This window comes from Pseudomonas sp. FSL R10-1350 (assembly GCF_009600525.1).
Lineage (GTDB): Bacteria > Pseudomonadota > Gammaproteobacteria > Pseudomonadales > Pseudomonadaceae > Aquipseudomonas > Aquipseudomonas helleri.
Window position 1 is genome coordinate 1 of sequence record NZ_WIVR01000074.1, and the last position, 22,019, is coordinate 22,019.

A 22,019-nucleotide genomic window follows, 5' to 3' on the forward strand; every position below is an offset into this window, starting at 1 on the left:
GGTACAGGCGGTGTAGGTGGCTTGCTGGGCGGTGGAGTGGGTGCGGTGGTCGGCGTAGGCGCCGGTGTCGGGGTGGGAGCAGGTACTTCTTCCTCGGGTGCGGGTGTCGGTGCCGGAGCGGGTGCCGCAGCAGGTGCTGGCGCGGGCGCGGGTGCAAGTTCGGGAACTGGCCTGGTCACAGGTTTGGTTGGAGGCGTGGTGGGCGGGCTGGGTAATTTGGGCAAGAAAAACTGACGAAATTGCACCTGGCCGGTTCGACGGCCATACCTACAACGCCTACGCTTGGTTGAGACGAGGGATTGTCATGAATCCCTCGTCTTTTTTTTGTATCCAGGTTGTAGGACTGCTGTTTGGACAGCGTCATTGCTTAATGGCGCGTCCAGGCCATTAAGCCGCTGTTGTTGACCATGGAGTGTCATATGCGAACTTATGTCCCGTTCTTGTTATTGGCCTTGGCCCCGTGCGTGGGTGCTGAACCGCTTCCACGCTATCTCAACAGCAACGAAACCCTGCAGTCGCTACCCGCGCCCAACTTGCCGGTGGATGCCTATCGCCCGCAAACACCTGCCTTAAAGCTGCCCAAACCGGCCGCGACCGACGCCCAGCCCTTGATGATGAGCACCCGCCTGACCATCCGCAAATTGCAGATCGAGGGCGGCACGGTGTACCCGCTGCAAGAGCTGGGCGCCGCCTATAAATCGCTGCTGGGGCATGAAATTACCCTCAGTGAGCTGATTGAAGCGACGCGCACCATCACCCAGCGCTACCAAACCGATGGGTACTTGTTGTCGTACGCGTTTTTGCCGCCGCAGAACTTTGATCAGGGCCTGGTGCGAGTGGTGCTGGTCGAGGGGTATATCCGCGATTACCAGGTGGAGGGTGATGTCGGGCGGGTTAAAGGGTTTATTGATGAGCTGGTCGACAAGCTCAAGGGCGAACGCCCGCTAACCCGTAAAACCTTTGATCGCTATGCCACGCTGATGAGCCGTATTCCGGGGGTGACATTGCAGGCGCAAGTGCCGCCGCCGGGCACCACCGATGGGGCGGCGACGCTGCACGTCACGGCCAGCCGCAAACCGTTCACCACCGGCATGAGCCTGGTCGAAGGCAGCCGCGACAGTACCCAGGCCCTGTTCAGCGTCAACAGCAACTCGCAAACCGCCATGGCCGAGCAATTGACCGTGAGCGGGCTGTTCCCGCCGGGGCACGACAAAGAACACTACTACCGCATTGATTACAGCCAGTACCTGAACGCCGAGGGCACTCAGTTGAGCCTGTATGGCACGCGTTATCGCAGTGATCCGGCCACCAGTATTGCGACCAGTGACGGTTTTGAGCTCAAGCCCCACCGCGAAAATGATCGCTTTTCGATTGGCGTCAGCCACCCGCTGATCGTCGCGCCTGACCAATGGTTAAGCGTTGCGGGTCGTTTATATGGGGTGAACGATAAAACCGATTACGACATCGTCGGTTATTCGCAAACCATCAGCGAAAAAACCAATGTACGGGCTTTGGCGGTTGAAGGGGATTGGCGCAAGTCCACGGGCCAACAATTGCGGATTGTCAGTGCAGGTTTATATCAAGGGATTAATGGGTTGGGGGCCAAGACGGAAAGTAACTTGACCGGCAATCACTATGATCTGGATTTCTTTCGCTTGCGTGTGTCAGGTGTTCAAAGTGATACGTTTTTCGATAATTGGCAGGGCGTAGTATCGGGTGCTTTGTATTGGAGTGACGATACATTGGCGGACAGCGAGCGTGCCGTATTCGGCGGTCAAAATTTTGGTCGTGGTTATCCCGATGATCAAGCGTCAGGTGATAAAGGCTGGGGTGTGGCCTATGAACTCAACTACAGTTTTAATCGCGACGGTGAGTGGGTGAGATTGTTACAGCCTTATGCCGTATTGGATAAGGCGAAAACCTGGTTTAACGAACTTCCCCTTAAAGGTTCTGATATGTCATCTGCAGCCATTGGGCTGCGTTTTGGCGATAAGCGTTATTACAATTTATCGCTGGAGGTGGCCAAGCCCATGTCGGATATGGCGTTGGACAGTTTTAACCGCCGGCCGCGTTATACCTTGAGTTTTAGTTATCAGTTATAAGGATGTGCTTGTCTTGCGATCTTTAAACAATCAAAAGATCGCGAGGCAGCTCGCTTCTACAGTAGTAGGTGGGGTTATGGGCGGACTGAGTAGAGTTTGGAGACGGGGAATAAGTAATTGAGTGTGTGGATCAAACGGTCGTGATAGATCGGTTTGCGGAACAAGTCCAGGACTTGCAAGCGCAATAAGTCGCTGACATTGTCCATGTCGGCGTGGCCGGAAATAACAATGACGGGCAAGTGTTGTCGAGCGGTGTGATTTCGCAGGCGCTGGATTAATGCAATGCCGCTTTCTTCGGGCATGCGCAGGTCCGTGATGACCAGGGCAATGTCCGGGTGAACGGTCAACTGCCGAAGGGCGAGTGAGACTGAGGTTGCCGTAAAGCAACAAAAGCCCTCGCCCTCCAGCAGTTCGGCCAGCTCCAGCAGAGCGTCCTCTTCGTCGTCTACCAAGAGAAGCTGTTGGCGTTTAGATCGGCTGTTCATGATGTTAAGCGGGTTTGGTAACAGCGTTTTTAATCGTTGTAAACATTGTATCGATTGAGCCCGATATTGGGGTGACGAAGGCCGCTAAAGCGATAGCGACCATTGCCGCAATAATGGCGTATTCAATACCCGACGCGCCCTCTGTACGTTGGAAGAATAGCTTGGCTTTACCTGTCATATAGGTATAGGCCGGGACATAGACTTTCAAAGCGGTGTTTGAAAACATTTGATATCTCCTAATACCCCGTCTTCCAGGCGGCTAGTCCATTTATTGATGTTTCGCTAAATTTATTTAGGTGCAGTCACCGCCGTTTGAATAGTGGTAAACATGGCCTTGATTTGAGTAGAAATAGGCGTCACAAAGGCAGCGAGAGCAATCGCAACCATGGCAGCAATAATGGCGTATTCAATACCCGACGCCCCTTCAGTGCGCTTTGTAAATTGCTTGATATGGTGCGCCACGAAGAGTTGGGTCGGAACATAGACTTTCAGGACAGTATTGGTAAACATCTAATTTCTCCTGGGTGCGCCAAAGAGGGCACTTCGCAGCAAGGGGACGACGTAATTACTATTTGCCATCACAGCATTGGCAAGAAAAGGGAATCCATCAACTGTTAAAAAGCGCTAATGCAAAAGTATTAATCCAAAAGTGTTTTTGTGAAAGTTACGGTAAATCAAGGTCTTCGGCGGCACTCTATTTTTTTTGAGTTGCCTAATGGCATTTTGCTTTGTGTGCGCTACTTTCAAATAGCGAAATGGTCGCAATAATAATGTCTGACATAGCGACCGATGTGCGAATGGATTTCCTGATGTGCAGTACAGAGTGGCAAAGGGAGTGTGTTAATGAATAACCGACGCAGTTTGATCCTGGCCGCGCTCTTGTTTATCGGTGCCATTGCCGCGGGTTTTTGGGGTTTGGTAATAACCCGCCAGCAGCCGGTTGCGCAGGTACCGGTAACCCAGGTCGTTGAGCAGAGTGTCGCCACAGTTGAAGACCAGACGCGCAAGCCTGTGGTGGTGCTGGTACGCGATGTTGCCCCGCATGTGGCCTTGACGGCCGACGATGTGACCCTTGAAAAACTGCACACGGCGCCCGCAGGCAGTTATTCCTCGGTTGATCAGGTGGTAGGGCGTGCTCCGTGGCGCAGTTTGAGCGCGGGTACCTGGCTGAATGAACAAAGCTTTGAAGTCGGTGGGCCGTTGGCGCGGATGATCCGCCCGGATGAACGCGCACTGGCGGTGGCCATTGATGAAGTGATCGGCGCCAGCGGGCAGTTGTCCCCCGACGATTATGTAGACGTGTTGCTGTCCCTGCGCGAGGACCAGTCCAACCCGCAGCAGTCGGCACAAGTGGTGGTGCCGGCCGTGCGGGTGTTGAGCGTGGGGGATGAGGTGGGGCAGAGCAGCGACGGTCAGTCATCCAAGGCAACGCTGAGTGCCGACGAAGCCCTCAAACAAGTGCAGCGCCGGGCCACTGCACGTTCGGCCGTGCTGGCCGTTCCCGCGCCGCTGCTCAGCCAGCTGATGCTCGCAGCCCAGGCGGGCACCTTGCGCCTGGCCGTGCGCAGCGCCAAGGAAGATCGCTTGAGCAAGTACTGGGCGGGTGAGCAAGACGCCCCAAGCAAGCTTGAGAACGCCCGACGCGACCTTTATCAGTTCAACCAATTGGCCTTTACCGGCCCGGCAAAAGTCGCCCCGGTGGCGAACCCTGGCGGCGGCACCGTTCCGCGTGCGCGGGGCATCGAAATCATTCGCGGCAACCAAACGGCCCAACAGCCTGCTCAATAAAAAAAGCCTGATCTGCAAGGAAGACCCTATGAGCCATCGTTGCGTAGCGCTGTACAAACGAGCTGTCTGGACTCTGGTTCTAAGCAGCTTGCCTTTTGAAATGGCCTTGGCCGCGCCCTCCAATTGCTCAGCGCTTGGGCAATTGCCAGCGGTGCTGGAAGTGGGGCAGGGCATCCAGCAAGCGCTGGACTCGCCGGTTGCCATTACGCGTATTGCCGTCGGTGATCCGAGCATTGCCGATGTGCATGCCAACGGCAGCAATGCCTTTTTGCTCACCGGTGTCGCGCCGGGCACCACCAGCCTGATGGTCTGGACCGCCTGCTCGAAAACCCCGCGCCAGAGCATGGTGTTCGTCAAAGGCAAAGCCACCCAGAGCTTTACCAGCGCCTCCGTGTCGCCCTCAGAAGACCCGGCCTTGCTCAGCCAGGTACAAACCGACATTCGCTTTGTTGAGGTCAGCCGGACCAAGCTGCAGGAAGCCAGCACGTCGATCTTTGGTCAGGGCAGCAACTTTCTGTTTGGTTCACCCAACTCATTCATCACTAACGCTGAAAACATCATCACCGGCGGTCCGATCGCCAACAGCAAAAACTTCAACATTGGTTTTGGCGGTGGCCGGGTCCGGGCGATGATCAATGCGCTGGAGGGCAGCGGTTTTGCCTACACCCTGGCGCGGCCGAGCCTGGTGTCATTGAGCGGGCAAAGTGCGACCTTTCTGGCGGGGGGCGAAGTACCGATCCCTGTGCCGAGCAGCGGCAGCGATAACGTGTCGATCGAGTACAAGGAGTTCGGTATTCGCCTCACGCTGACTCCGACCGTGGTCGGCAACAACCGCATCCTGCTCAAGGTCGCACCCGAAGTCAGCGAGCTGGATTACACCAACGCGGTGAACATCGCCGGGACGCTGGTGCCGGGGCTTAACGTACGCCGTACCGACACCAGCATCTCGCTGGCCGATGGCGAAAGTTTTGTCATCAGCGGCTTGATCAGTACGCGCAACACCTCGCAGGTGAACAAATTCCCGGGGCTGGGTGACGTGCCGATTCTGGGGGCGTTTTTCCGCGATTCGAACATCAGCCGCGAAGAAAAAGAGCTGCTGATGATCGTGACCCCGCATCTGGTTCAACCCTTGGCTGCCAATGCGCCCCTGCCGAGCATGCCGGGCGAAAAGCTGCGCAATTACGACCCCAACTGGTATCGCTTGTATTTCCTTGAAAACGGCAATTTCAATCGCCGTAGCGGGTTATCCCAATGAGCCAGAGCCTGAGCCAGACGTTTCTCGCGCTGACGCGCAACAACACCGATCTTGAGTGGCTGCAGGGCGCGTTGGCGCCGCTCGGCCAAGTGGTAGGGGCGGGTACCAGCAGTCTTGATGAACTGCTCGCATTAATTGACGTGACCTTTGCCGGGCTGGTGTTTGTGGGGCTGGACCGGGAGAAGGTGGTGGCCCAGTGCGCGTTGATCGAAGGCGCGCTGGAGGCCAAGCCGATGCTGGCGATCGTGGCCTTGGGCGACGGCATGGACAACCAGTTGGTGCTCAATGCCATGCGTGCCGGGGCGCGAGATTTTGTCGCTTATGGCTCGCGCTCCAGTGAAGTGGCGGGGCTGGTACGGCGGTTGAGCAAGCGCCTGCCGCCGGTGACGCCGAATACCGAGCTGGGCGGCCTTAGCGTGTTGTTCAGCGCGCAATGCAACGCCGATGGCGCGCTGCTGGCCAGCCACCTGGCGCTGGTGGTGCAAAAGAGCGGGCAGAAAACCCTGTTTCTGGATTTGGGCATTCCCCGTGGCGACGGCCTGGCGCTGTTGGGCCTTGAAAGCTCGTTCTTTTTTGGCGATGCGCTGCGCCATCTTCGGCGACTGGACAGCACCTTGATCGACAGTGCGTTCACCAAAACCCCGGACGGCTTGCGGGTGCTGGCCCACAGCAACGCCGATGAGCCTCTGGAGCACACCAGCGCCGCCGAGTTGTACATGTTGCTCAGTGCTTTGCGTCAGCACTTCCAGCACATTGTGGTGAACCTCACGGGCCAGCCGGATGGCGAGGCGCTGCGCACGTTCGTGACCCACTGCGACAAGCTGCTCTGGTACGTCGATCAGAACGTGCTCGATTGCCGCCGCAATCTGGATGTACTCAACCTCTGGCGCAACAAGGGCATGAAACTCGAACACACGGGGCTGGTGGTCGACCGCTGCCTGCGGGGGATTGCTCCGGATGTCGATGCGTTGGCCAAAAGCTTTGATTTACCGGTACTGGTCTCGTTGCCGCTGAGTGCCGAGTTACGCCTCAATGCGAAAAATCAGGCTGTCACGTTGTTTGAGTTGGGGCCGCGCGAGGCTTTGAGCCAAGGCTTGAAAAAGATCGGTGAACAGTTGGCCAAGCGCTCTGTGGCGTCGGGCAAACCGTCCTCCGTCGCGGACAAATGGCTTAACCGTCTGTGGGGGTCCAAATGACCAAAGAGCAGCTGTTCGGTTCCGGGCTTCACAAAGACGGGCGCGCCGACCACGACGGCCTAAAAATGGTGCTGCACCGTTACATCATCGACGCCATCGAGGAGAGCGGCAAAAATCTGCTGGAAGATTCGCGCCATGCCTTGTCGCAGTTTGTCACCGACCGCGTGGCCGAATACGTATCGCGTTTGCACCTGGCCATTTCGCGCTACGAGATGGAACGTCTGGCCGAGGAAATCGTTGACGAACTGACAGGGTTCGGGCCCCTGGAAGTGCTGCTGCGCGACAGCGCTGTTACCGAGATTCTGGTCAACGGCCCGCACCATGTGTTTGTTGAACGCGACGGTCTGTTGAGCCACAGCGATTTGCGTTTTATCGACGATCATCACGTCGAGCGTGTGATGCAGCGCATTTTGGCGCCGCTGGGTCGGCGCCTGGATGAGTCGTCACCCATGGTCGATGCACGGCTGCCCGACGGCAGCCGGGTGAACGCGATCATCCCGCCCATTGCGCTGGACGGTCCCTGCCTGTCGATCCGGAAGTTTCGCAAAGACATGCTCAAAAGTAGCGACCTGGTGGCGATGCAAACCATCGATCAGTCGATCTATGAGTTTTTTCAGGAGTCGGTGGGCAAGCGCTGCAACATTTTGATCAGCGGCGGCACCGGCACCGGCAAAACCACGTTGCTGAATATCCTCAGCCAATTGATCAACCCGCACGAGCGCTTGGTCACCATCGAAGACGTGGCCGAATTACAGTTGGGCCACCCCCACGTGGTGCGCCTTGAAACCCGCCCGCCGAATTCCGAAGGGCACGGTGAAGTCAAATCCAGCGACCTGATCCGCAACGCCCTTCGGATGCGTCCGGACCGCATTATCCTCGGCGAGATTCGAGGCGTAGAAGTGCTCGATGTGCTGACGGCGATGAACACCGGTCACGATGGTTCGATGAGTACCGTGCACGCCAACACCGCGCAAGACGCCTTGTTGCGCCTTGAAACCCTGGTGGGTTTGACCGGCCGTACGGTGGCGGAAAAAACCCTGCGCCAGATGATCTGCGCCGCCCTCGACGTGATTATCCAGCTGACCCGTATGTCTGACGGGCGCCGCTGTGTCAGTGAAGTGCTGGAAGTGGTGGGCGTGCGTGACGATGTGTACGTCACCAACACCTTGTTCCGGCTGGACAAACGCACCGGCTTTGGCTTTGTGCGTGAGGCACTGAACCCGGCAAGCGACAAGTTGCGTCGCGACCCGATTCTGAATGCCAACGGCTGAGGCGCAGATCATGATTCCGGCCCTGATACTGTTCGCGATCAGCCTGATGATGTTCATGATGTCGATGAACCTGGTCTACCGCGCCTTGCGCGATCCCACCACCAGCCGGGTGCTGGGCCGCTTGACCGAAGGCCACCCGCAAATGGCGGACAAGGCGCTGGGTGTCGAGTGGCTGGACCGGGCGTTTTTGCAGGCGGGGTTGGGTCGCCCTTCGGAGCGCTTGGGGTTGTGGCTGCTGATCTGGGCCGGTGCGGTGGCATTGGCGGCGCTGCTGGGCGGCTGGTTTTTTTTTCTGGTGTTCCTGGTCGCGCCGCCGGTCTGCGTAAAGCTTTTTGTCAGCTGGCGTTACCAGCGTCGCGTCAAGCGCATGGTTGAGCAATTGCCGCAATTGCTCGACCACTGCGTGCGCAGCCTGAAGGCTGGGCGCACCTTGGCCGATGCGGTGCTCAATGCCATCGAGGCCTCCCATGACCCGCTCAAAGACAGCATCAGCCGTGTGGCGCGCAACGTGCAGTTGGGCGTGAGTTTGCCCGAGGCGGTGCAGGATTTTGCCGAGCTGTATGAGCGCGATGAATTTCGCATGTTTGCCCTGGGCTTGAAGGTCAATCACCGCTACGGCGGCAACGCCAGCGAATTGCTGGAAAACCTCATCGTGTTGATTCGTGAGCGTGAATCAGGGGCGCGCAAGCTCAAGGCCATGACCGGCGAAACGCGGGTCACGGCGTTGGTATTGGCGCTGTTGCCGCTGTTGGTGGGCGGCTATTTCATGGTCACCAACCCGACCTTTCTGGTGAACATGTGGCACGACGCGAGTGGTCAACATTTGCTGATTGCCGCGTTTGGCTTGCAAGCCATTGGCTGTTTTGCCTTGTGGCGCATGGTACGGAGCGTATGACATGGCCTTGCTGATTTGCGCAGTGTTGCTGTTGGCAAGCCTCGGGGTTTTGATCCATGGCGCGGTTCAACAGCGCTTGCGCCAGCAACGGGTGGTGCAACGCCTGGAAGGCGAAAATACCGGCCCGGGAAAAATCAGCGTGTGGATGCGCGCACTGGGCAGCAGCAAGTTTGGCCAGCGCTCGGTGTCCATGGACAACGAAACCCAAGTGTTGCTGAACCGCGTCGGCTGGCGCACGGCAAGCCAGCGTTCGCTGTTTGCGGCATTCCAGGTCGGTACGCCGGTGGCCGTGGCCGGGCTGGCGTTTCTGGGGCATGAACTGTTTTACCCGGGTTCCGGCTATTTGATGATCGTGCTGCTGTTTGCTTTGGCGCTGGGGTATCTGATCCCCAAGCGCATGCTTGCCCACGTCGCTAAAAAGCGTCAGGAAGCGGCGGCGGTTGAGGTGTCGACGTTTATCCCCCTGCTGCGCATTTTGTTTGAGTCAGGCATGGCGGTGGAACAAGCGCTGCGGGTGTTAAGCATCGAAGCCCGGCAACTGCTGCCGGTGCTTACAGGTGAGCTGCGGCTGGTGCTGGCCCGCGTGGACTCGGGCCTGGAGTTGAGCCAGGAACTGGACAAGGCGGCCAGTTTGCTGGCGGTGGATGAGTTTGACGACACCTGCGTGATCCTCAAGCAATTGCTTCAGCAAGGCGGTGGCGCGATGAAATCGTTGCAGTCACTGAAAAGCCTGTTGGATGACCGACGTCTCACCCGCATGGAGGAATACATCTCAAAAATGTCCGCCAAGATGTCGGTGGTGATGATGATGTTTCTGTTTCCGGCGTTGCTGATTGTGTTGGGCGGGCCGAGTTTTATTGCTATCGCACGGGCCTTTGGCTCTTGATCAGGAGTATGAGCATGAAAGCAGTCATGGCCGTGTGTGCGCTGTTGATGCTGGGGGGATGTGCCACCGGGGGGCCGAGCAACCCGCCGTGGGCCGCCTTTAGCGGTGGCAGTTGCGGCAAGTTGAGCGATGATCAGGAACTGTCGATGAACCTGGCCGACGACATGGCCAAGGAGGGCAAGCTGCACGCCAGCCTGGCCAACTTGCAAAATCTGCCGGAGGGCTTCGCCCAGGTGCAACTGCGCAAGGCGCGGATCTATCGCCAGTTGGGCCGCCCTGAAGCCGGGCCGTTGTACCGCGGGCTGCTCGGCACCTGCTTGAGCGCCGAAGGTGATCATGGCCTGGGCCAGTTGGCGGCAGCACGAGGCGATAACACGCTGGCGGCGTCCTACCTTGAGCGTGCAGCGCAAGCGGCGCCCACGGACGAAAAAATCCGCAATGACCTGGGCGTGGTGTACCTCAACCAACTGCGCACCGACGAAGCGCGTTTTGAGTTTTTGACGGCGCTGGAGCTTAAGCAGTCGGATCAATTGGCGGCGTTGAACCTGGTCACCTTGCTCATCTATCAGGACCAATGGAACCAGGCGGCGGAGCTGGCCAGCCGCGCTGAATTGACCCCTGAACAAGTGAGTGATGCACAAGCCAGGGCCCAGGCCCTGAAAACCCAGGCTGCCAAACCGGCCAGTCATCAGGTGGCTGCAATCAAATAACGCGTTGGAGGTTTGCCATGAAATGTTCAATTCGTTGGGCCGTGTTGTTGGGCATGCTGCCGCTGAGCGTGCTGGCGATAGAGCCGGGGCCGGCGTCCCAGTACCAGCAGGAAACCGAGCGCTGGTTGCAGCTGCAAGTCAGTGGTCAGGCCCAGTCCAAGGAACGCCAGGTGGCGACCCCGGCCGAGCGCGAACGCAGCCTGCAACGCTGGCTGGACAGCTACACCCACCCCATCCCTGAGTACTACAAACAGGACGAAGGCGGTAAGGCCAAGCAGCAATAAGGCACTGTCGCCGCGGCCTCATGCTTGTAGTCGCTGACGAGGAACGAAGGCTGCGATGCGGGCCCTGGACAGCCGTGTGGGGTCGCTGCGCAACCCATCGCAGCCTCATGCTTCGGCAGCGACTACAGGTCCAAGCTGCTCTTGTAGTCGCTGACGAGGAACGAAGGCCGCGATGCGGGCCTCAGGACCGCCGTGTGGGGTCGCTGCGCAACCCATCGCAGCCTCATGCTTCGTCAGCGACTACAGGTCCAAGCCGCTCTTGTAGTCGCTGACGAGGAACGAAGGCTGCGATGCGGGTCCAGGACCGCCGTGTGGGGGCGCTGTGCAACCCATCGCAGCCTCGTTCCTCGTCAGCGACTACAGGCTGTGGTCAGTGCGCCGTTTGCCGATGCTGTTGGGCGGATGCACTGGGGGAGAGGGCGAGCGCCAACTGGGTGCGGTTGTTCATGTGGGTCAGGCGCAACACCTGGGACACATAGAGCTTGACCGTGTTTTCGGTGATGCCCAAATCACAGGCGATCTGGTAGTTGGTCTGCCCCTTGCCCACCAGTTTGGCCACGTCCAGCTGGCGCGGTGACAACTGCTTGAAAATCGGTGGCAGGTCACTCAAGGCTTCGTCGTCCGCAGCCACAGTGCTCTTGAACGGCGGCGGATGGCGAACCGTTTCCATGTCTTGATAAAGGTCGTCGATAGACTCAGCCAAGTACTGCAACTTCTGGTTCAAATGCCCCAGATGCTCGTTCTTTTGCCGTTCGCGCAGTACGGCCTCCTGACGCTGAATACCCTCAAGCAATTCCGCAAGGTCAACCGGTTTGGGGTAGTAGTCGGCAATGCCAATGCGCAAGGCTTTGATCACGTCCTGTTTGTCGGAATGGCCGGTCAACAGGATGCTTTCAAACAGGCGGTGTTTACCGGCAATTTTCTGCAGATGCTGGGTTAATTCGATGCCGTTCATGTCGGGCATGTGCAGGTCACACAGCACCAGACTTATCTCGGGATCCGCGACAAACGCCTCCACGGCTTCACGGCTTGATTCGCAAGGCACGCAACGGTAACCGCTGCTTTCCAGGAACTCACTGAGTTCTTCGACAATCAACGGCTGATCGTCGACCACTAACACTTTTATTTTTGAGGTGAGCTTGTTCACGCGCTACTCCATGCCTGGCAAGCCAATTTAAGACGTCCTGAACCACTCGCGTGAATGGCGAGGGGTTCAGGAAACATAGACGTAGTTTCCTACGCTGTACATGTAATAAATCCTTCGTTTTGATTAGGTTAGACACAAAACGGACAAGCTGAAGCCGCATAAAAGAAAAGGGGCGAAGGGCAGTTTTTTTGACGCGCCTTTGATGTTTTCGCCGGGGGGATGGGTAAGACGTTGATTCAATAGAGGGAGCACTTTTGGCGCGAGCCAAAACCACAGCCCTGCGCTAAGACCTGCGCCAATAAACGTGCCCAGCAGTATCGGACGATCGGTTGCCAGTGCGAGTGCCATCAACAGTTTTACATCGCCAGCGCCCAGTTTGTTCAGGGCGTAGCCGGGCAAGGTCAGGACTAAAGCAATCAACAGGGCCCAGCCGCCTTCAGCCGCGCTGGCGCCCAGCCAGGTGGTGCCGGTCCAAAGCAGGTACACCAACGCCAGGGCTGCGGCGCCAAATGTCAGGCTGTTGGCGATGTGACGTTGGTAAAGGTCTTGGGCAGCGCAGGCGGTAAACCAAATGAATAAAACCGCTAAATGGATCACGTATTCCCGTCCCTTTTCTTCGAATGATTCTATGCTGATATCACGGTGAATTGTCAGGGTAGACGCAGTCATGAAAGTTGACCTTCCCCACTCACAAAAAGGCGCGGCGGCGATTGAGTTCGCCCTGGTTTTTGTGATCTTTTTCTCAGTTCTGTATGGCGTGCTCAGCTACAGCTTTCCGCTGCTGCTGATGCAGTCTTTTAACCAGTCGACGGCAGAGGCGGTGCGCCGCAGCATGGCGGTGGACCCGACGTTGGCAACGGCAGATTACAAGGCCAAGGTCGAATCGGTGGCCAAGGGCGTGCTGGACCAGCAACTGGGCTGGATGCCCACGGCGATGACCACCAATATCAGTAAAACGGCGGTGTACAGCGCGGGAATATTGACCGTAACCGTTAGCCTCCCTGCCGCAACGCTCAGCAACATTCTGCCGGTGCTCAAACTGCCGGGTGGCATCACAGTGCCGAGCTTGCCGGACACCTTGTCGGCCCAGTCGAGCCTGCAGTTTTGAACTTGGGTGGCAAGCCGTTTGGGCGCTTCTCGGGCCGCGCTCAAGACCCTTTGCCTGAGCACCGTGCAGCGCAACCCGGCAAGGACACGGCCTTGCACTTGTTGCTCGATCATCAGGGGCGGGTGCTGGAGGTGCACGGCGCTCAGCGTTTCGGTGTGCAGCCGGTCAGCGGCGCTGACGCTACGCGTTTATTGCTCGATTATTTGGTGCCGGGCAGCACTCAGGCCCTTGAAGGGACCCCGGCCGATTGGTTGGGGCACAGCCTAGATCTGGACTTCCAATGCGCTGATGGTTCTGTGATGCACACCCGCGGTTGGGTTCAGCCACACGCTGACGGCTGGCTGTTGCAGTTGCTGGACATCAGCGACCTGCGCCGCGAAGGCCAGCAAGCCCACAACCGTGAGCTTTGCATGCAACTGAGCTTGAGCCTGGCCAGGCAATTACGCTTATGCAGCATGGCGCGTTTGCCGCAGGTGACGCAGGAGTCGTTGCAACGCATCGGCGAGCAATGGCAGGTGCCGTGCATCGCCCTGGCGCTACATGAAGAAGGGCAGCCGGACTGGAGCCTCTTTAGCGTTTATCAGGCGCCCGGCGCAGCGCACTTGTGGGAGGTGGGGCAAAGCCTGGGTAGCGCGCTGGACAGTCTCAGTGGATCACGTCATTCAGGCCAGGCCGCTGCCAACGAGCAACCGTTTCAATTTCGCAACCTGCTGGGCGCGACCGATGGCTTGTGCATGCCTTATCACGATCAGCGCGGGCTCAGTGCTTGGCTGTTATTGGGGTTTTCTACGCGCCCTGCGCTGATGAGAGAGAGCGATTGGTCGCACGTGTGCGCCGCCTTGGCCGGGCCTTTGCTGGAGCGCTTGCGCGAGCAGCAACAGGCCGAGCACCGTGAGCGGGTGCAAGCGCTGGAAGGTTTGTTGGGCACGGGTTGGTGGGAGTGGTCGACGGCCACCGAGCAGGTGCAGTTGGCGCCGCAATTGGCCGAAAACCTGTCGGCCCCGCACACGCCCTTAACCTGCAAAGCCTGGCTGGCGCTGTTTCATCCGGCCGATCGCGATGAGCTCAGTATTCGTTTTGATGAGCTGATTGAACATGGCAAAGACCTGATGGTGGTTGCGCGTCTGGACCTGCCGCAGAACGCGGGGCCGACCCCGTGGTATCGGATTCAGGGGCAAGCGGTCGGCACGGGCAGCCAGCGGCGTATCGTCGGTTTTATGCTGGATGTCAGTGAAATCAAACGTCAGCAACTGCAAGCGACGGCCGCCCATGCGCGGCTGGACAACCTGATCGCCAGTTCACCGGCGGTGATTTATGTGCAGCGCTATGAGAAAGGAGCGTTAGTGCCCGCCTTTTTTAGCGCCAGCCTGCAACCGTTACTGGGTTGGACGCTGGCCGAGAGCCAGGGGGCCGGGCTGATCGAGTGGATTCACCCTGACGATCGCGAGCAGTACTTTGACCGCACCCGCCAACTGTTGCGCTTTGGCAGCGCCCGGCGTCGGTATCGCCTGCGTGATAGCAAGGGCAACTACCACTGGTTGCTGGACGAGGCCAAATTATTGCGCGATGACCTTGGGCTGCCGATCGAGGCGGTGGGGTTGTGGCTGGATGTGACCGAAGCCACCGAAACCACTGAACGGGTCAAGCGCAGTGAAGAGCGTTATCGGGTGCTGGTCGAAGACTCGCCCGCGATGATTTGCCGTTATCTGCCAGACCTGACCCTGACCTTTGGCAACCAGCCGCTGGCGGCGTACCTGGAGTGCACCCCGCAGGCATTGCCGGGGGTGAATCTGGGCAGTTGGTTGTCGACCGAACAGCGCGCGGAATTTATGCAGCGCATTGCCCGGTTAACCCCGCAAAACCCGGTGAGTACCGCCGAAATCAGCTTGCAACTGCCGGGGCATGAGTATGCCTGGTGGGTGTGGTCGGACCGGGGTGTGTTTGATGCCCAGGGCCAGTTGCTCGAAGTCCAGGCCGTGGGCCGCGACAACACCGACGTGCGTCGCTCGCAACAGCAAATGACCCAAAGCGCCAAAATGGCCACCTTGGGTGAAATGGCCACGGGCCTTGCCCACGAAATCAATCAGCCATTGAACGTCATGCGCATGGCCATCGCCAACATGCTCAAGCGCGTGAGCAACGGCGATGTGGAGCACGACTACCTGCAAGACAAACTCACCCGCATCGATGCCCAGATCCAACGGGCAGCGCGGGTGGTCGACCACATGCGCGTGTTCGGCCGACGTTCAGAAGTCGAGCAACAAGCCTTCAACCCGGCGCAAGCGCTGGAAGGCGCCCTGGCCTTGCTGTGCGAAGGCTTGCGCGGCAAAGGCATTGAGTTGCGCACTGAGTGTTTGAACGATGCGTTGCAGGTGCGCGGCCACGTCGACCAATTGGAACAAGTGTTGATCAACCTGTTGATCAACGCCCGCGATGCACTGATGAGCAAGCGCGAAACCGACCACGAGTTCACCCCCTGGATCGCCTTGACCGCAGGCGCGAGTGACAACAGCGTGCGTGTGACGGTGGAAGACAATGCGGGCGGCATCGACCCGCGCCTGCTGGAACGGATCTTTGAGCCCTTCTTCACCACCAAACCGGTCGGCCTGGGCACTGGGCTGGGGTTGTCTGTGAGCTACGGGATTATCGACAACATGGGCGGCCGGTTAAGCGTCAGCAACACCGGGCACGGAGCCCGGTTTTGTGTGGAATTGCCGGTGGTTGAAGGTTAGAGCACGAGTTGGGCGGGGCCACCCTGGCCGCAGGAGAGGTTAGCGTCGACTTCGGTGGCCATCAGGTTAACGCCCAACAGTGACAGCAGGTTGTTGAGTAGTGGGTCGAGTAGAGGGCTTAGTATCCCGGTTATGAGTCCTGAGACGAGGGTTACAATCGACTGGAGCGTAGTATTAACAGCATTCGTTAACCCCGTTGCGAGCGCACTCAAAATGCCCGTCCCGTCTACTGGCGCATAAAGTTTAATCGGCACATTACTGATAGTGCTTCTTAAGCTATCTACGATGTTCGTAGTCGGGCTGGCAAATTTAGCCATAGGAGGCTGTTTAAGATTCGGCGGAACCGAATTTGTAGCCGCTGAATAAATTAAAGTGCTGGGTGTTTTAGCAATGGGCAATGTAGCCATGAGCGCAATTCCACCCCCCCCATAATCTTTATAGGTGCACCCCCCCAGCAGGCTGCAATTTGATTTGCTGATGATATTCACGATGGGTAACGGGGTGACGGTTACCGGGTTAGAAGAAGAAAATGCTTTGCTGGCATCAATGCTTCCGATATTCAGGTTGGCTAGAACGGTATTGGCCTGAACCGTAAGACTTTTACTGCCAGAGGTCCCGGTAGGGCAGGTATACCCGGTCACCAGAGCATCTGCTCCTCCCGAATCCAGGTTGATACTGAGAATTAATGGAGGAGGCAGAATTTTAGTATCGTATGTGGTCCCGCACAGCCCCAGCCCGCAGATCAGTCCTTGAAGAATTGCAGTAAGGCCTGACAGCAGATCTGTGACTAAATTTATAAGCGCACTGACAGTATTGAGAATGGGGAGCTCGATGGTAATCAGAGATCTCACTTGCGCTGTACGGACATAAATTCGATCTGTGGCCGGGTTTCCGATTGCCGAAAACTGGGGTGGTTCAATCACTTTGACGGTAGTCGTCACCTTTGCAAGGCCAAGAATATTGATAGGAAGGCTCACAGCCACGGCGTTATTTTTATTGGCAATTTGAATGGCAGCCTGAATAAGAGAGAACAAATTCAAGTCTGTATCCAAACCAGCAGAGGATGTGCCTGTTTGTAGTTTTAACAGGTCTCCAACTTTTAAGGGTGTGTTGTTGATGGCGGCTACTTGCAGGTTGGCTAACGCAGTTTGGACATCAAGTGTTGCGCCGTTAAGCGTGGCAACGGATGCTGCTGCTTTTATGAGCTGGGTGACAGTAACGTTTGTATTAAGCAGGGTTGTGTAATCGCCTGCGTTGACACCCAAGTTAATTGCAAGTTGATTCAAATATTGCAGCAAGTTTATGTTGGCTTTGGCTAAACCATCCCAGCCAACTGCCGAGATGGACACATTCCCGCCCAACAACCCCGAGAATAAATTATTGAGCAGTGGAGACTGCGAGGTATTTACCGTGGCCAAGGTGGTGCGAATACTGATTTGTGCCAACGTTGGTCCCGGCCTGCTCCCCACCGCACTCGCCGTCAACTTCGTGGTCGTCGACAACGTCCCCTTGCTCACCAAATCCCACACCCCACCGGCAATGCTGGTAGGGATGGTGTTAGTGGCAATTACGCGGATAGCGTCGCTTTTGCTGGGGTCGAGCTGGAAGGTGCGCAGTTGGTTGACGGTGACCAGGGTGCCGCAGGTGGCGTTCAGGGTTTGTTGCGTGCCGGCCGGGACAAAGCTGTTGCGGGCGGCGCTTTGGGTGGCGTACAGCGTGGCGGTCGACGGGGTGGCAGCACAACTGCCACCCCGACTGACCGCCTCAAGCACCGCCATGTCAGCAACACGCTGCAGCTTGCGTTGTTCAAGGTAGAGGCGGCCGCCGTCGACCACCAGCAACATAAAGATCAGCACCATCCCCAGCGTCAGTGCCGCCATTAAACCAATCGCCCCGTGTTGTTGGCGGGGGCCGTTGAAGTACGCACGACGTAAGGGGGGAGACATTGAGCACTCCTGATACTGGAACACTGTCCAGCGCTTCGCTCTAAAGTTTTAGCGAGTGTAGTCAAGGAGTGATCAGAATGCTGGCCAGTTGCACACTTTATAAGGCCCGCGCGTGCAACTAATGGGAACTGTTGGATGAAAGGTTGTAAAGAGAGAAGAGTAGGGCCAACTCACTGACTAAAGTATTAATACTTCGCAGTTATATACTTTGTTAGTGAGTTGGCTTGATTTAATTAACGCCCTGGCTTGGGTGGGTAATTACTCATGATTTCACTGACTGCCTTGGAAATCGCCGCGCTACGCTCTGCAGGCGTGGCATCTTCGTCGACGACTTTTTCGGCGTTGCCGCGCCAGACCAGTTTGCCGTCTTTGGCGTCAATCAGGTCCACCTGCAAGGTGCCCACCTGGTAGACGATATTGCGGGTTTCGGCGTATGCCGGTGCGCCCCAATAGTTGCCACCCCAGTAACCGCCCCATGGTCCTGCCCAAGGGCCGCCCCAAGGTCCGCCGTCATAGCTGTAGTTGGTGACCTGTTCCTGACGGTTGGCCACGACCATATAGGTTTGTACCCACAGGTCGGGTTTGGCGCCGGGCGCTGCCTGGGTCAGACCGCGCTGATCCAGCTGGCTGCTCAGGGCCATGACCACGCGTTGTGCTGTCAGGCCGTTTTTAACCATCGGGGTGTCGGGTAAAAATTGCACGGCCGGGTCTTTCCAGGCCCACGTCTTGAACTGCGCAAAATTGACTGCCGGGTTGTAGTCATGGGTGACCTGCAGGCTGTTGCACGCGCTAAGCAGCAGGGCCAGTCCCAGTAAAGCAATGCGTCCTAACATGATGAGTCTCCGCTTAAACAAACAGTTTTAATGGGGAGGATAAGCCTGCACTGCCTTGTTCAGTGATTCGCGCAGGGCGTCACTGCGTTCGCTCAGGCTGCCTTTACTACTGGTTTCTGCACTTGAACTCCAGATCGGCTGACCTGTTTTTCCGTCATACAGATTGAGCCGTACAACCATCACTTCGACTTCATAGGTGCGCACAACCGGTACGCTGTTGTACATGCCGTACTGGTTGCCATAGCGACCATAACGGTCGCCGTACATGCCGCCATAACCATAGTCGTCCTGAACCTGGCGCAAGCGTTTTTCTGTGTGTAAATCTGCACTCACCCACAAATCAGCGGGGTGGCCAGGTTGTGCAGGGCGCAATCCGCGCTGGTCCAGGGCATTGCTGACCGCTTCGGCAATTTGTGCGGAGTCTGCCCAGGCCGACCCGGCCGGCAATTGGTTGTTGCGCCAGGCCCAGCTTTGATAGCGGCCGTAGTCCCGTGGCGGCGCCGGGTAGGCGCTCAAGTCCAGGGTGTTGGCCGCTTGCGGCGGAGCAGGCGGGATGGGCATGGAACTGGCGGTATACGGGTTGGGGCTCTGGCACGCAGCCAATCCCAGACTTACAGCGAGCAAGGCAACGCGGCGATACATCATCATCTCCCCATGCGGGTGTTAAACCGGGCGGCATACCCAATGCAGATAACGTCCCAGCCCGGCGAAGGCAGGATGGCGACGGTGGGCCAGCTCCATTTCGACCAGCGCTTCAAGGTCAGCGCGGGCTTGAAACTCTACTGGCATGTAGTCGTGAAACACCCGCACGCCACTTTGGCTTTGCACCTGCCACAGACCTTCAAGGGCGCTGGCCAGTTCTCGCGGGTCGAGCGGTTCTTGCGGGGTCAGGCTTTGCTTTTCACCGGCCAGGGTGTTCTTGCGCATTTTGCGGAAGTGGCCTTTGAGCAGGTTGCGGTAGATCAGGGCGTCGCGGTTATAAAACGCCAGCGACAGCCAACCATCTTTGGCGGTCAGTTGGTGCAACACCGGCAGGATGGTGTGGGGCTCGGCCAGCCATTCGAGTACGGCATGGCAGATCACCAGGTCATAGGGTTCGGTCAGTTGCCCAAGCAGCTCTTGCCACGGTGCCTGAATAAAGGTGCCGGTCTGGCCCGCAGCGGCAAAGCGCTCGCGTGCGCCTTCGAGCATCGGTGCGGCCGGTTCGGCGAGTGTCACATCATGCCCGCGCTCGGCCAGCCACAGCGACATGTGGCCCAGCCCGGCGCCGATATCCAGCACCCGCAACGGGCGCTGAGGCAGCGCCTCTTCAAGGTCGGCCTGCAGCACCGCCAGACGAATCGCGCCCTTGGCCCCGCCGTAGATTTTTTCAGCAAAACGGGTGGCCAGTTGATCGAAGTGACGGTCACTCATTTGCTAAAACGCCTTTCATTGTCGGCCAGTTTGCTGCGCACCACTTGATCCATGTCCAGCCCCAACTCACTGCATAACAGCAACAGGTACAGCACGATGTCCCCGACTTCCTGCCCGGCGTGGGCCAGTTTGTCGGCGGATAATTGGCGTGATTGGTCTTCGCTGAGCCACTGGAAAATTTCAACCAGCTCGGACATTTCGACACTGGCCGCCATGGCCAGATTTTTCGGGCTGTGAAATTGCTTCCAGTCGTTGTTATCGCGGATGCGGTGCATGCGCTGAGTGAGTTCTTCGAGGTTCATCGCGGGTGGGTTCTCCAGAAGGAGCAAAGCTTGCGACTGAATGCAGATTGGTGCAAGTGAAAGGCATTTCGTACAGGCAAATCCCCTGTAGGAGCGAGCTTGTCTCGCGATCTTTTAAGCCATCAAAAGATCGCGAGGCAAGCTCGCTTGTACAGGTTGATGTCTCAGCTGATAGGCCGCCACTGGCCAATCAAATGCACCAGATCCCCGTGCCCGTTGAGCTGGAAGTCGCCGCTTGAGCCTGCATCGCTGCTCAGCAAGATGACTTCGCTGGGCAATCGCACCGGCTTTTTGAACGCCACGCTGATCTCGACATTGGCCGCTGGCAGGTGCGCGTTGAGGGCTGCCAACGCGCGTGACTTGAGCCACAGGCCGTGGGCGATGGCGCTGGGCAGGCCGAACAGTTTGGCGCTGGCGGCGCTGAGGTGGATGGGGTTGTAGTCGCCCGAGACCCTGGCATAACGGCGACCGATATTCGACGGCGCATACCAGCGGGTCAGTTCGGTCAAGGCGATAGGGCTAAAGGTCGGGGTTGCTGGCACTTCGCCGGGCAAGTCGACGCCTTTGCACAGCAGTGTGCTTTCAGCTTCCCAGAGTGGCCCGAGTTGATCGTCGACCTGGGTCACGACGTCAAAGGTGGCGCCCTTGGGGTGTTTTTGCAGGTTGTGCACAAACACGCCGATGCGAAGCCGGGTCACACCGCCCATGGGCCGCAAGACCCGGATCCGGTTGGTCAGGTGTATCAGCCCCAGCAGCGGGAAGGGGAAGTCTTTGTCAGTCAGTAATTGCATTTGCAGGCCGAACGCCAACACATGCGGGTAGGTCGGCGGCAATAACGGGCTAGGCGCAATCGCGCAAACGTCACGAAAGGCCGCCAGCGCCTGGGTGTCGATGTTGACCCAGCAGCGCAAGCCTTGCTCCGGCAGGGTGCTACCGGTGATTTTGCGTTTGGCCGCCGCTTGCGCATACAGCGCGGGCAAGTGCGGCGGTGCGCTGAGGTCGAGCCAATGCACGGTCATGATTCAGGCCCCCAAGGCACTTTGCCCACAGACTCGCAACGCTTGCCCGCTGACGGCACCCGAGCCCGGCTGGCTGAGCCAGGCCACGGCTTCGGCGACGTCTTGTGGCAGGCCGCCCTGGCCCAGTGAACTCATGCGCCGCCCGGCTTCGCGCAGGGCAAACGGAATATGCGCGGTCATTTGGGTTTCGATAAAGCCCGGCGCAACGGCGTTGATGCTGATGCCGCGCTCGCCCAGCAGCGGCGCCCAGGCTTGGGCGAGGCCAATCAGCCCGGCCTTGCTGGCGGCGTAGTTGGTTTGCCCGCGGTTACCGGCGATACCGCTGATGGACGCAAGCAGAATCACCCGGCCGTTATCGCGCAAGGTGCCGCTGTCCAGTAGGGCTTTGGTCAGCACTTGCGGCGCGTTGAGGTTGACCGCAAGCACGGCATCCCAATATTCGGGCGTCATGTTGGCCAGGGTTTTGTCGCGGGTGATGCCGGCGTTGTGCACCACGATGTCGATGCCGTCCGGCAGATGCTCGACCAATTGCGCGGGGGCGTCTGCGGCGCAAATGTCCAGGGCCAGGCTGCGCCCGCCCAGGCGCGCGGCCAGTGCATCGAGATCGGTTTTGGCAGAGGGCACGTCGAGCAACACCACCTCGGCGC

At 58.2% G+C, this 22,019-nt stretch carries 24 protein-coding genes; 12 read left to right on the forward strand and 12 right to left on the reverse strand.

What is annotated here, in order from left to right; all coding sequences use genetic code 11:
- A partial coding sequence (locus GHO25_RS26190) for a hypothetical protein (RefSeq protein WP_178110188.1) occupies positions 1-234 on the forward strand: 234 nt, incomplete at its 5' end.
- A gap of 185 nt (positions 235-419) precedes the next feature.
- On the forward strand, positions 420-2,102 hold the full coding sequence (locus GHO25_RS22375; RefSeq protein WP_153392463.1) for a ShlB/FhaC/HecB family hemolysin secretion/activation protein: 1,683 nt from the start codon (positions 420-422) through the stop codon (positions 2,100-2,102).
- Between the two features lie 74 nt (positions 2,103-2,176).
- On the opposite strand, the gene GHO25_RS22380 is transcribed toward GHO25_RS22375, so the two are convergent.
- From GHO25_RS22380 to GHO25_RS22390, 3 genes are all read right to left on the reverse strand, one after another.
- Positions 2,177-2,587: a response regulator gene (locus GHO25_RS22380; protein ID WP_048366492.1), complete on the reverse strand. Its 411-nt coding sequence runs from the start codon at positions 2,585-2,587 to the stop codon at positions 2,177-2,179.
- 4 nt (positions 2,588-2,591) lie between these two features.
- Positions 2,592-2,765, reverse strand: a complete 174-nt coding sequence (locus tag GHO25_RS22385; protein ID WP_256677310.1) for a Flp family type IVb pilin — start codon at positions 2,763-2,765, stop codon at positions 2,592-2,594.
- Between the two features lie 110 nt (positions 2,766-2,875).
- The gene (locus GHO25_RS22390; protein ID WP_153392467.1) at positions 2,876-3,097 is read right to left on the reverse strand and encodes a Flp family type IVb pilin; all 222 of its coding nucleotides are present in this window, start codon (positions 3,095-3,097) and stop codon (positions 2,876-2,878) included.
- 333 nt (positions 3,098-3,430) lie between these two features.
- Between GHO25_RS22390 and cpaB the strand changes: the two genes are divergently transcribed.
- Genes cpaB through GHO25_RS22430 form a run of 8 tightly spaced genes read left to right on the forward strand, consistent with a single transcriptional unit; the run spans position 3,431 to position 10,872 of the window.
- Positions 3,431-4,375 (forward strand): Flp pilus assembly protein CpaB, encoded by a 945-nt coding sequence (gene cpaB / locus GHO25_RS22395; RefSeq protein WP_153392469.1) that lies wholly within the window; start codon positions 3,431-3,433, stop codon positions 4,373-4,375.
- A gap of 28 nt (positions 4,376-4,403) precedes the next feature.
- The gene (locus GHO25_RS22400; protein ID WP_153392471.1) at positions 4,404-5,630 is read left to right on the forward strand and encodes a type II and III secretion system protein family protein; all 1,227 of its coding nucleotides are present in this window, start codon (positions 4,404-4,406) and stop codon (positions 5,628-5,630) included.
- Positions 5,627-6,826, forward strand: a complete 1,200-nt coding sequence (locus GHO25_RS22405; RefSeq protein ID WP_048366487.1) for a pilus assembly protein — start codon at positions 5,627-5,629, stop codon at positions 6,824-6,826. Before GHO25_RS22400 ends, GHO25_RS22405 begins: the two co-directional genes overlap by 4 nt.
- The gene (locus GHO25_RS22410; protein ID WP_048366486.1) at positions 6,823-8,097 is read left to right on the forward strand and encodes a CpaF family protein; all 1,275 of its coding nucleotides are present in this window, start codon (positions 6,823-6,825) and stop codon (positions 8,095-8,097) included. The genes GHO25_RS22405 and GHO25_RS22410 overlap by 4 nt, the downstream gene beginning before the upstream one ends.
- A 10-nt stretch (positions 8,098-8,107) precedes the next feature.
- On the forward strand, positions 8,108-8,992 hold the full coding sequence (locus tag GHO25_RS22415) for a type II secretion system F family protein (protein WP_153392473.1): 885 nt from the start codon (positions 8,108-8,110) through the stop codon (positions 8,990-8,992).
- A 1-nt stretch (position 8,993) separates the two neighbouring features.
- Positions 8,994-9,878 carry a type II secretion system F family protein gene (locus tag GHO25_RS22420; RefSeq protein WP_153392476.1) on the forward strand — a complete coding sequence of 295 codons (885 nt, stop codon included), beginning with the start codon at positions 8,994-8,996 and terminating at the stop codon, positions 9,876-9,878.
- A 14-nt stretch (positions 9,879-9,892) separates the two neighbouring features.
- Entirely contained in the window at positions 9,893-10,588 is a 696-nt protein-coding gene (locus GHO25_RS22425) for a lipopolysaccharide assembly protein LapB (protein WP_048366484.1), read from the forward strand.
- A 17-nt stretch (positions 10,589-10,605) separates the two neighbouring features.
- Complete coding sequence (locus GHO25_RS22430) at positions 10,606-10,872, forward strand: DUF3613 domain-containing protein (protein ID WP_048366483.1); 267 nt, start codon at positions 10,606-10,608, stop codon at positions 10,870-10,872.
- A gap of 370 nt (positions 10,873-11,242) precedes the next feature.
- On the opposite strand, the gene GHO25_RS22435 is transcribed toward GHO25_RS22430, so the two are convergent.
- Entirely contained in the window at positions 11,243-12,019 is a 777-nt protein-coding gene (locus tag GHO25_RS22435; RefSeq protein WP_048366482.1) for a response regulator transcription factor, read from the reverse strand.
- A gap of 123 nt (positions 12,020-12,142) precedes the next feature.
- A complete protein-coding gene (locus tag GHO25_RS22440) occupies positions 12,143-12,616 on the reverse strand; it encodes a prepilin peptidase (RefSeq protein WP_048366947.1) in 474 nt (157 codons plus the stop codon).
- Positions 12,617-12,686: 70 nt separating this feature from the next.
- Between GHO25_RS22440 and GHO25_RS22445 the strand changes: the two genes are divergently transcribed.
- Together GHO25_RS22445 and GHO25_RS22450 are read left to right on the forward strand one after the other, a co-directional pair.
- Positions 12,687-13,127, forward strand: coding sequence for a TadE family protein (locus GHO25_RS22445; RefSeq protein WP_048366481.1), 441 nt, complete (start codon positions 12,687-12,689; stop codon positions 13,125-13,127).
- Positions 13,124-15,859 (forward strand): PAS domain-containing sensor histidine kinase, encoded by a 2,736-nt coding sequence (locus GHO25_RS22450; RefSeq protein WP_082148594.1) that lies wholly within the window; start codon positions 13,124-13,126, stop codon positions 15,857-15,859. The genes GHO25_RS22445 and GHO25_RS22450 overlap by 4 nt, the downstream gene beginning before the upstream one ends.
- Here the strand turns inward: GHO25_RS22450 and GHO25_RS22455 are convergent.
- The 7 genes from GHO25_RS22455 to GHO25_RS22485 all read right to left on the reverse strand — a co-directional run.
- Entirely contained in the window at positions 15,856-17,805 is a 1,950-nt protein-coding gene (locus GHO25_RS22455) for a pilus assembly protein TadG-related protein (RefSeq protein WP_153392482.1), read from the reverse strand. The genes GHO25_RS22450 and GHO25_RS22455 overlap by 4 nt on opposite strands.
- Before the next feature lie 233 nt (positions 17,806-18,038).
- The gene (locus GHO25_RS22460; RefSeq protein WP_048366479.1) at positions 18,039-18,638 is read right to left on the reverse strand and encodes a DUF4136 domain-containing protein; all 600 of its coding nucleotides are present in this window, start codon (positions 18,636-18,638) and stop codon (positions 18,039-18,041) included.
- 27 nt (positions 18,639-18,665) lie between these two features.
- Positions 18,666-19,280 (reverse strand): DUF4136 domain-containing protein, encoded by a 615-nt coding sequence (locus tag GHO25_RS22465; RefSeq protein ID WP_048366478.1) that lies wholly within the window; start codon positions 19,278-19,280, stop codon positions 18,666-18,668.
- A 21-nt stretch (positions 19,281-19,301) separates the two neighbouring features.
- Positions 19,302-20,051 (reverse strand): methyltransferase domain-containing protein, encoded by a 750-nt coding sequence (locus GHO25_RS22470; protein ID WP_048366477.1) that lies wholly within the window; start codon positions 20,049-20,051, stop codon positions 19,302-19,304.
- Positions 20,048-20,353 (reverse strand): nucleotide pyrophosphohydrolase, encoded by a 306-nt coding sequence (locus tag GHO25_RS22475; RefSeq protein ID WP_048366476.1) that lies wholly within the window; start codon positions 20,351-20,353, stop codon positions 20,048-20,050. Before GHO25_RS22475 ends, GHO25_RS22470 begins: the two co-directional genes overlap by 4 nt.
- 164 nt (positions 20,354-20,517) lie before the next feature.
- Positions 20,518-21,372, reverse strand: coding sequence for a MaoC/PaaZ C-terminal domain-containing protein (locus GHO25_RS22480; RefSeq protein WP_153392485.1), 855 nt, complete (start codon positions 21,370-21,372; stop codon positions 20,518-20,520).
- 3 nt (positions 21,373-21,375) lie between these two features.
- The coding region (locus GHO25_RS22485; RefSeq protein WP_153392488.1) for an SDR family oxidoreductase at positions 21,376-22,019 on the reverse strand (644 nt) is incomplete at its 5' end.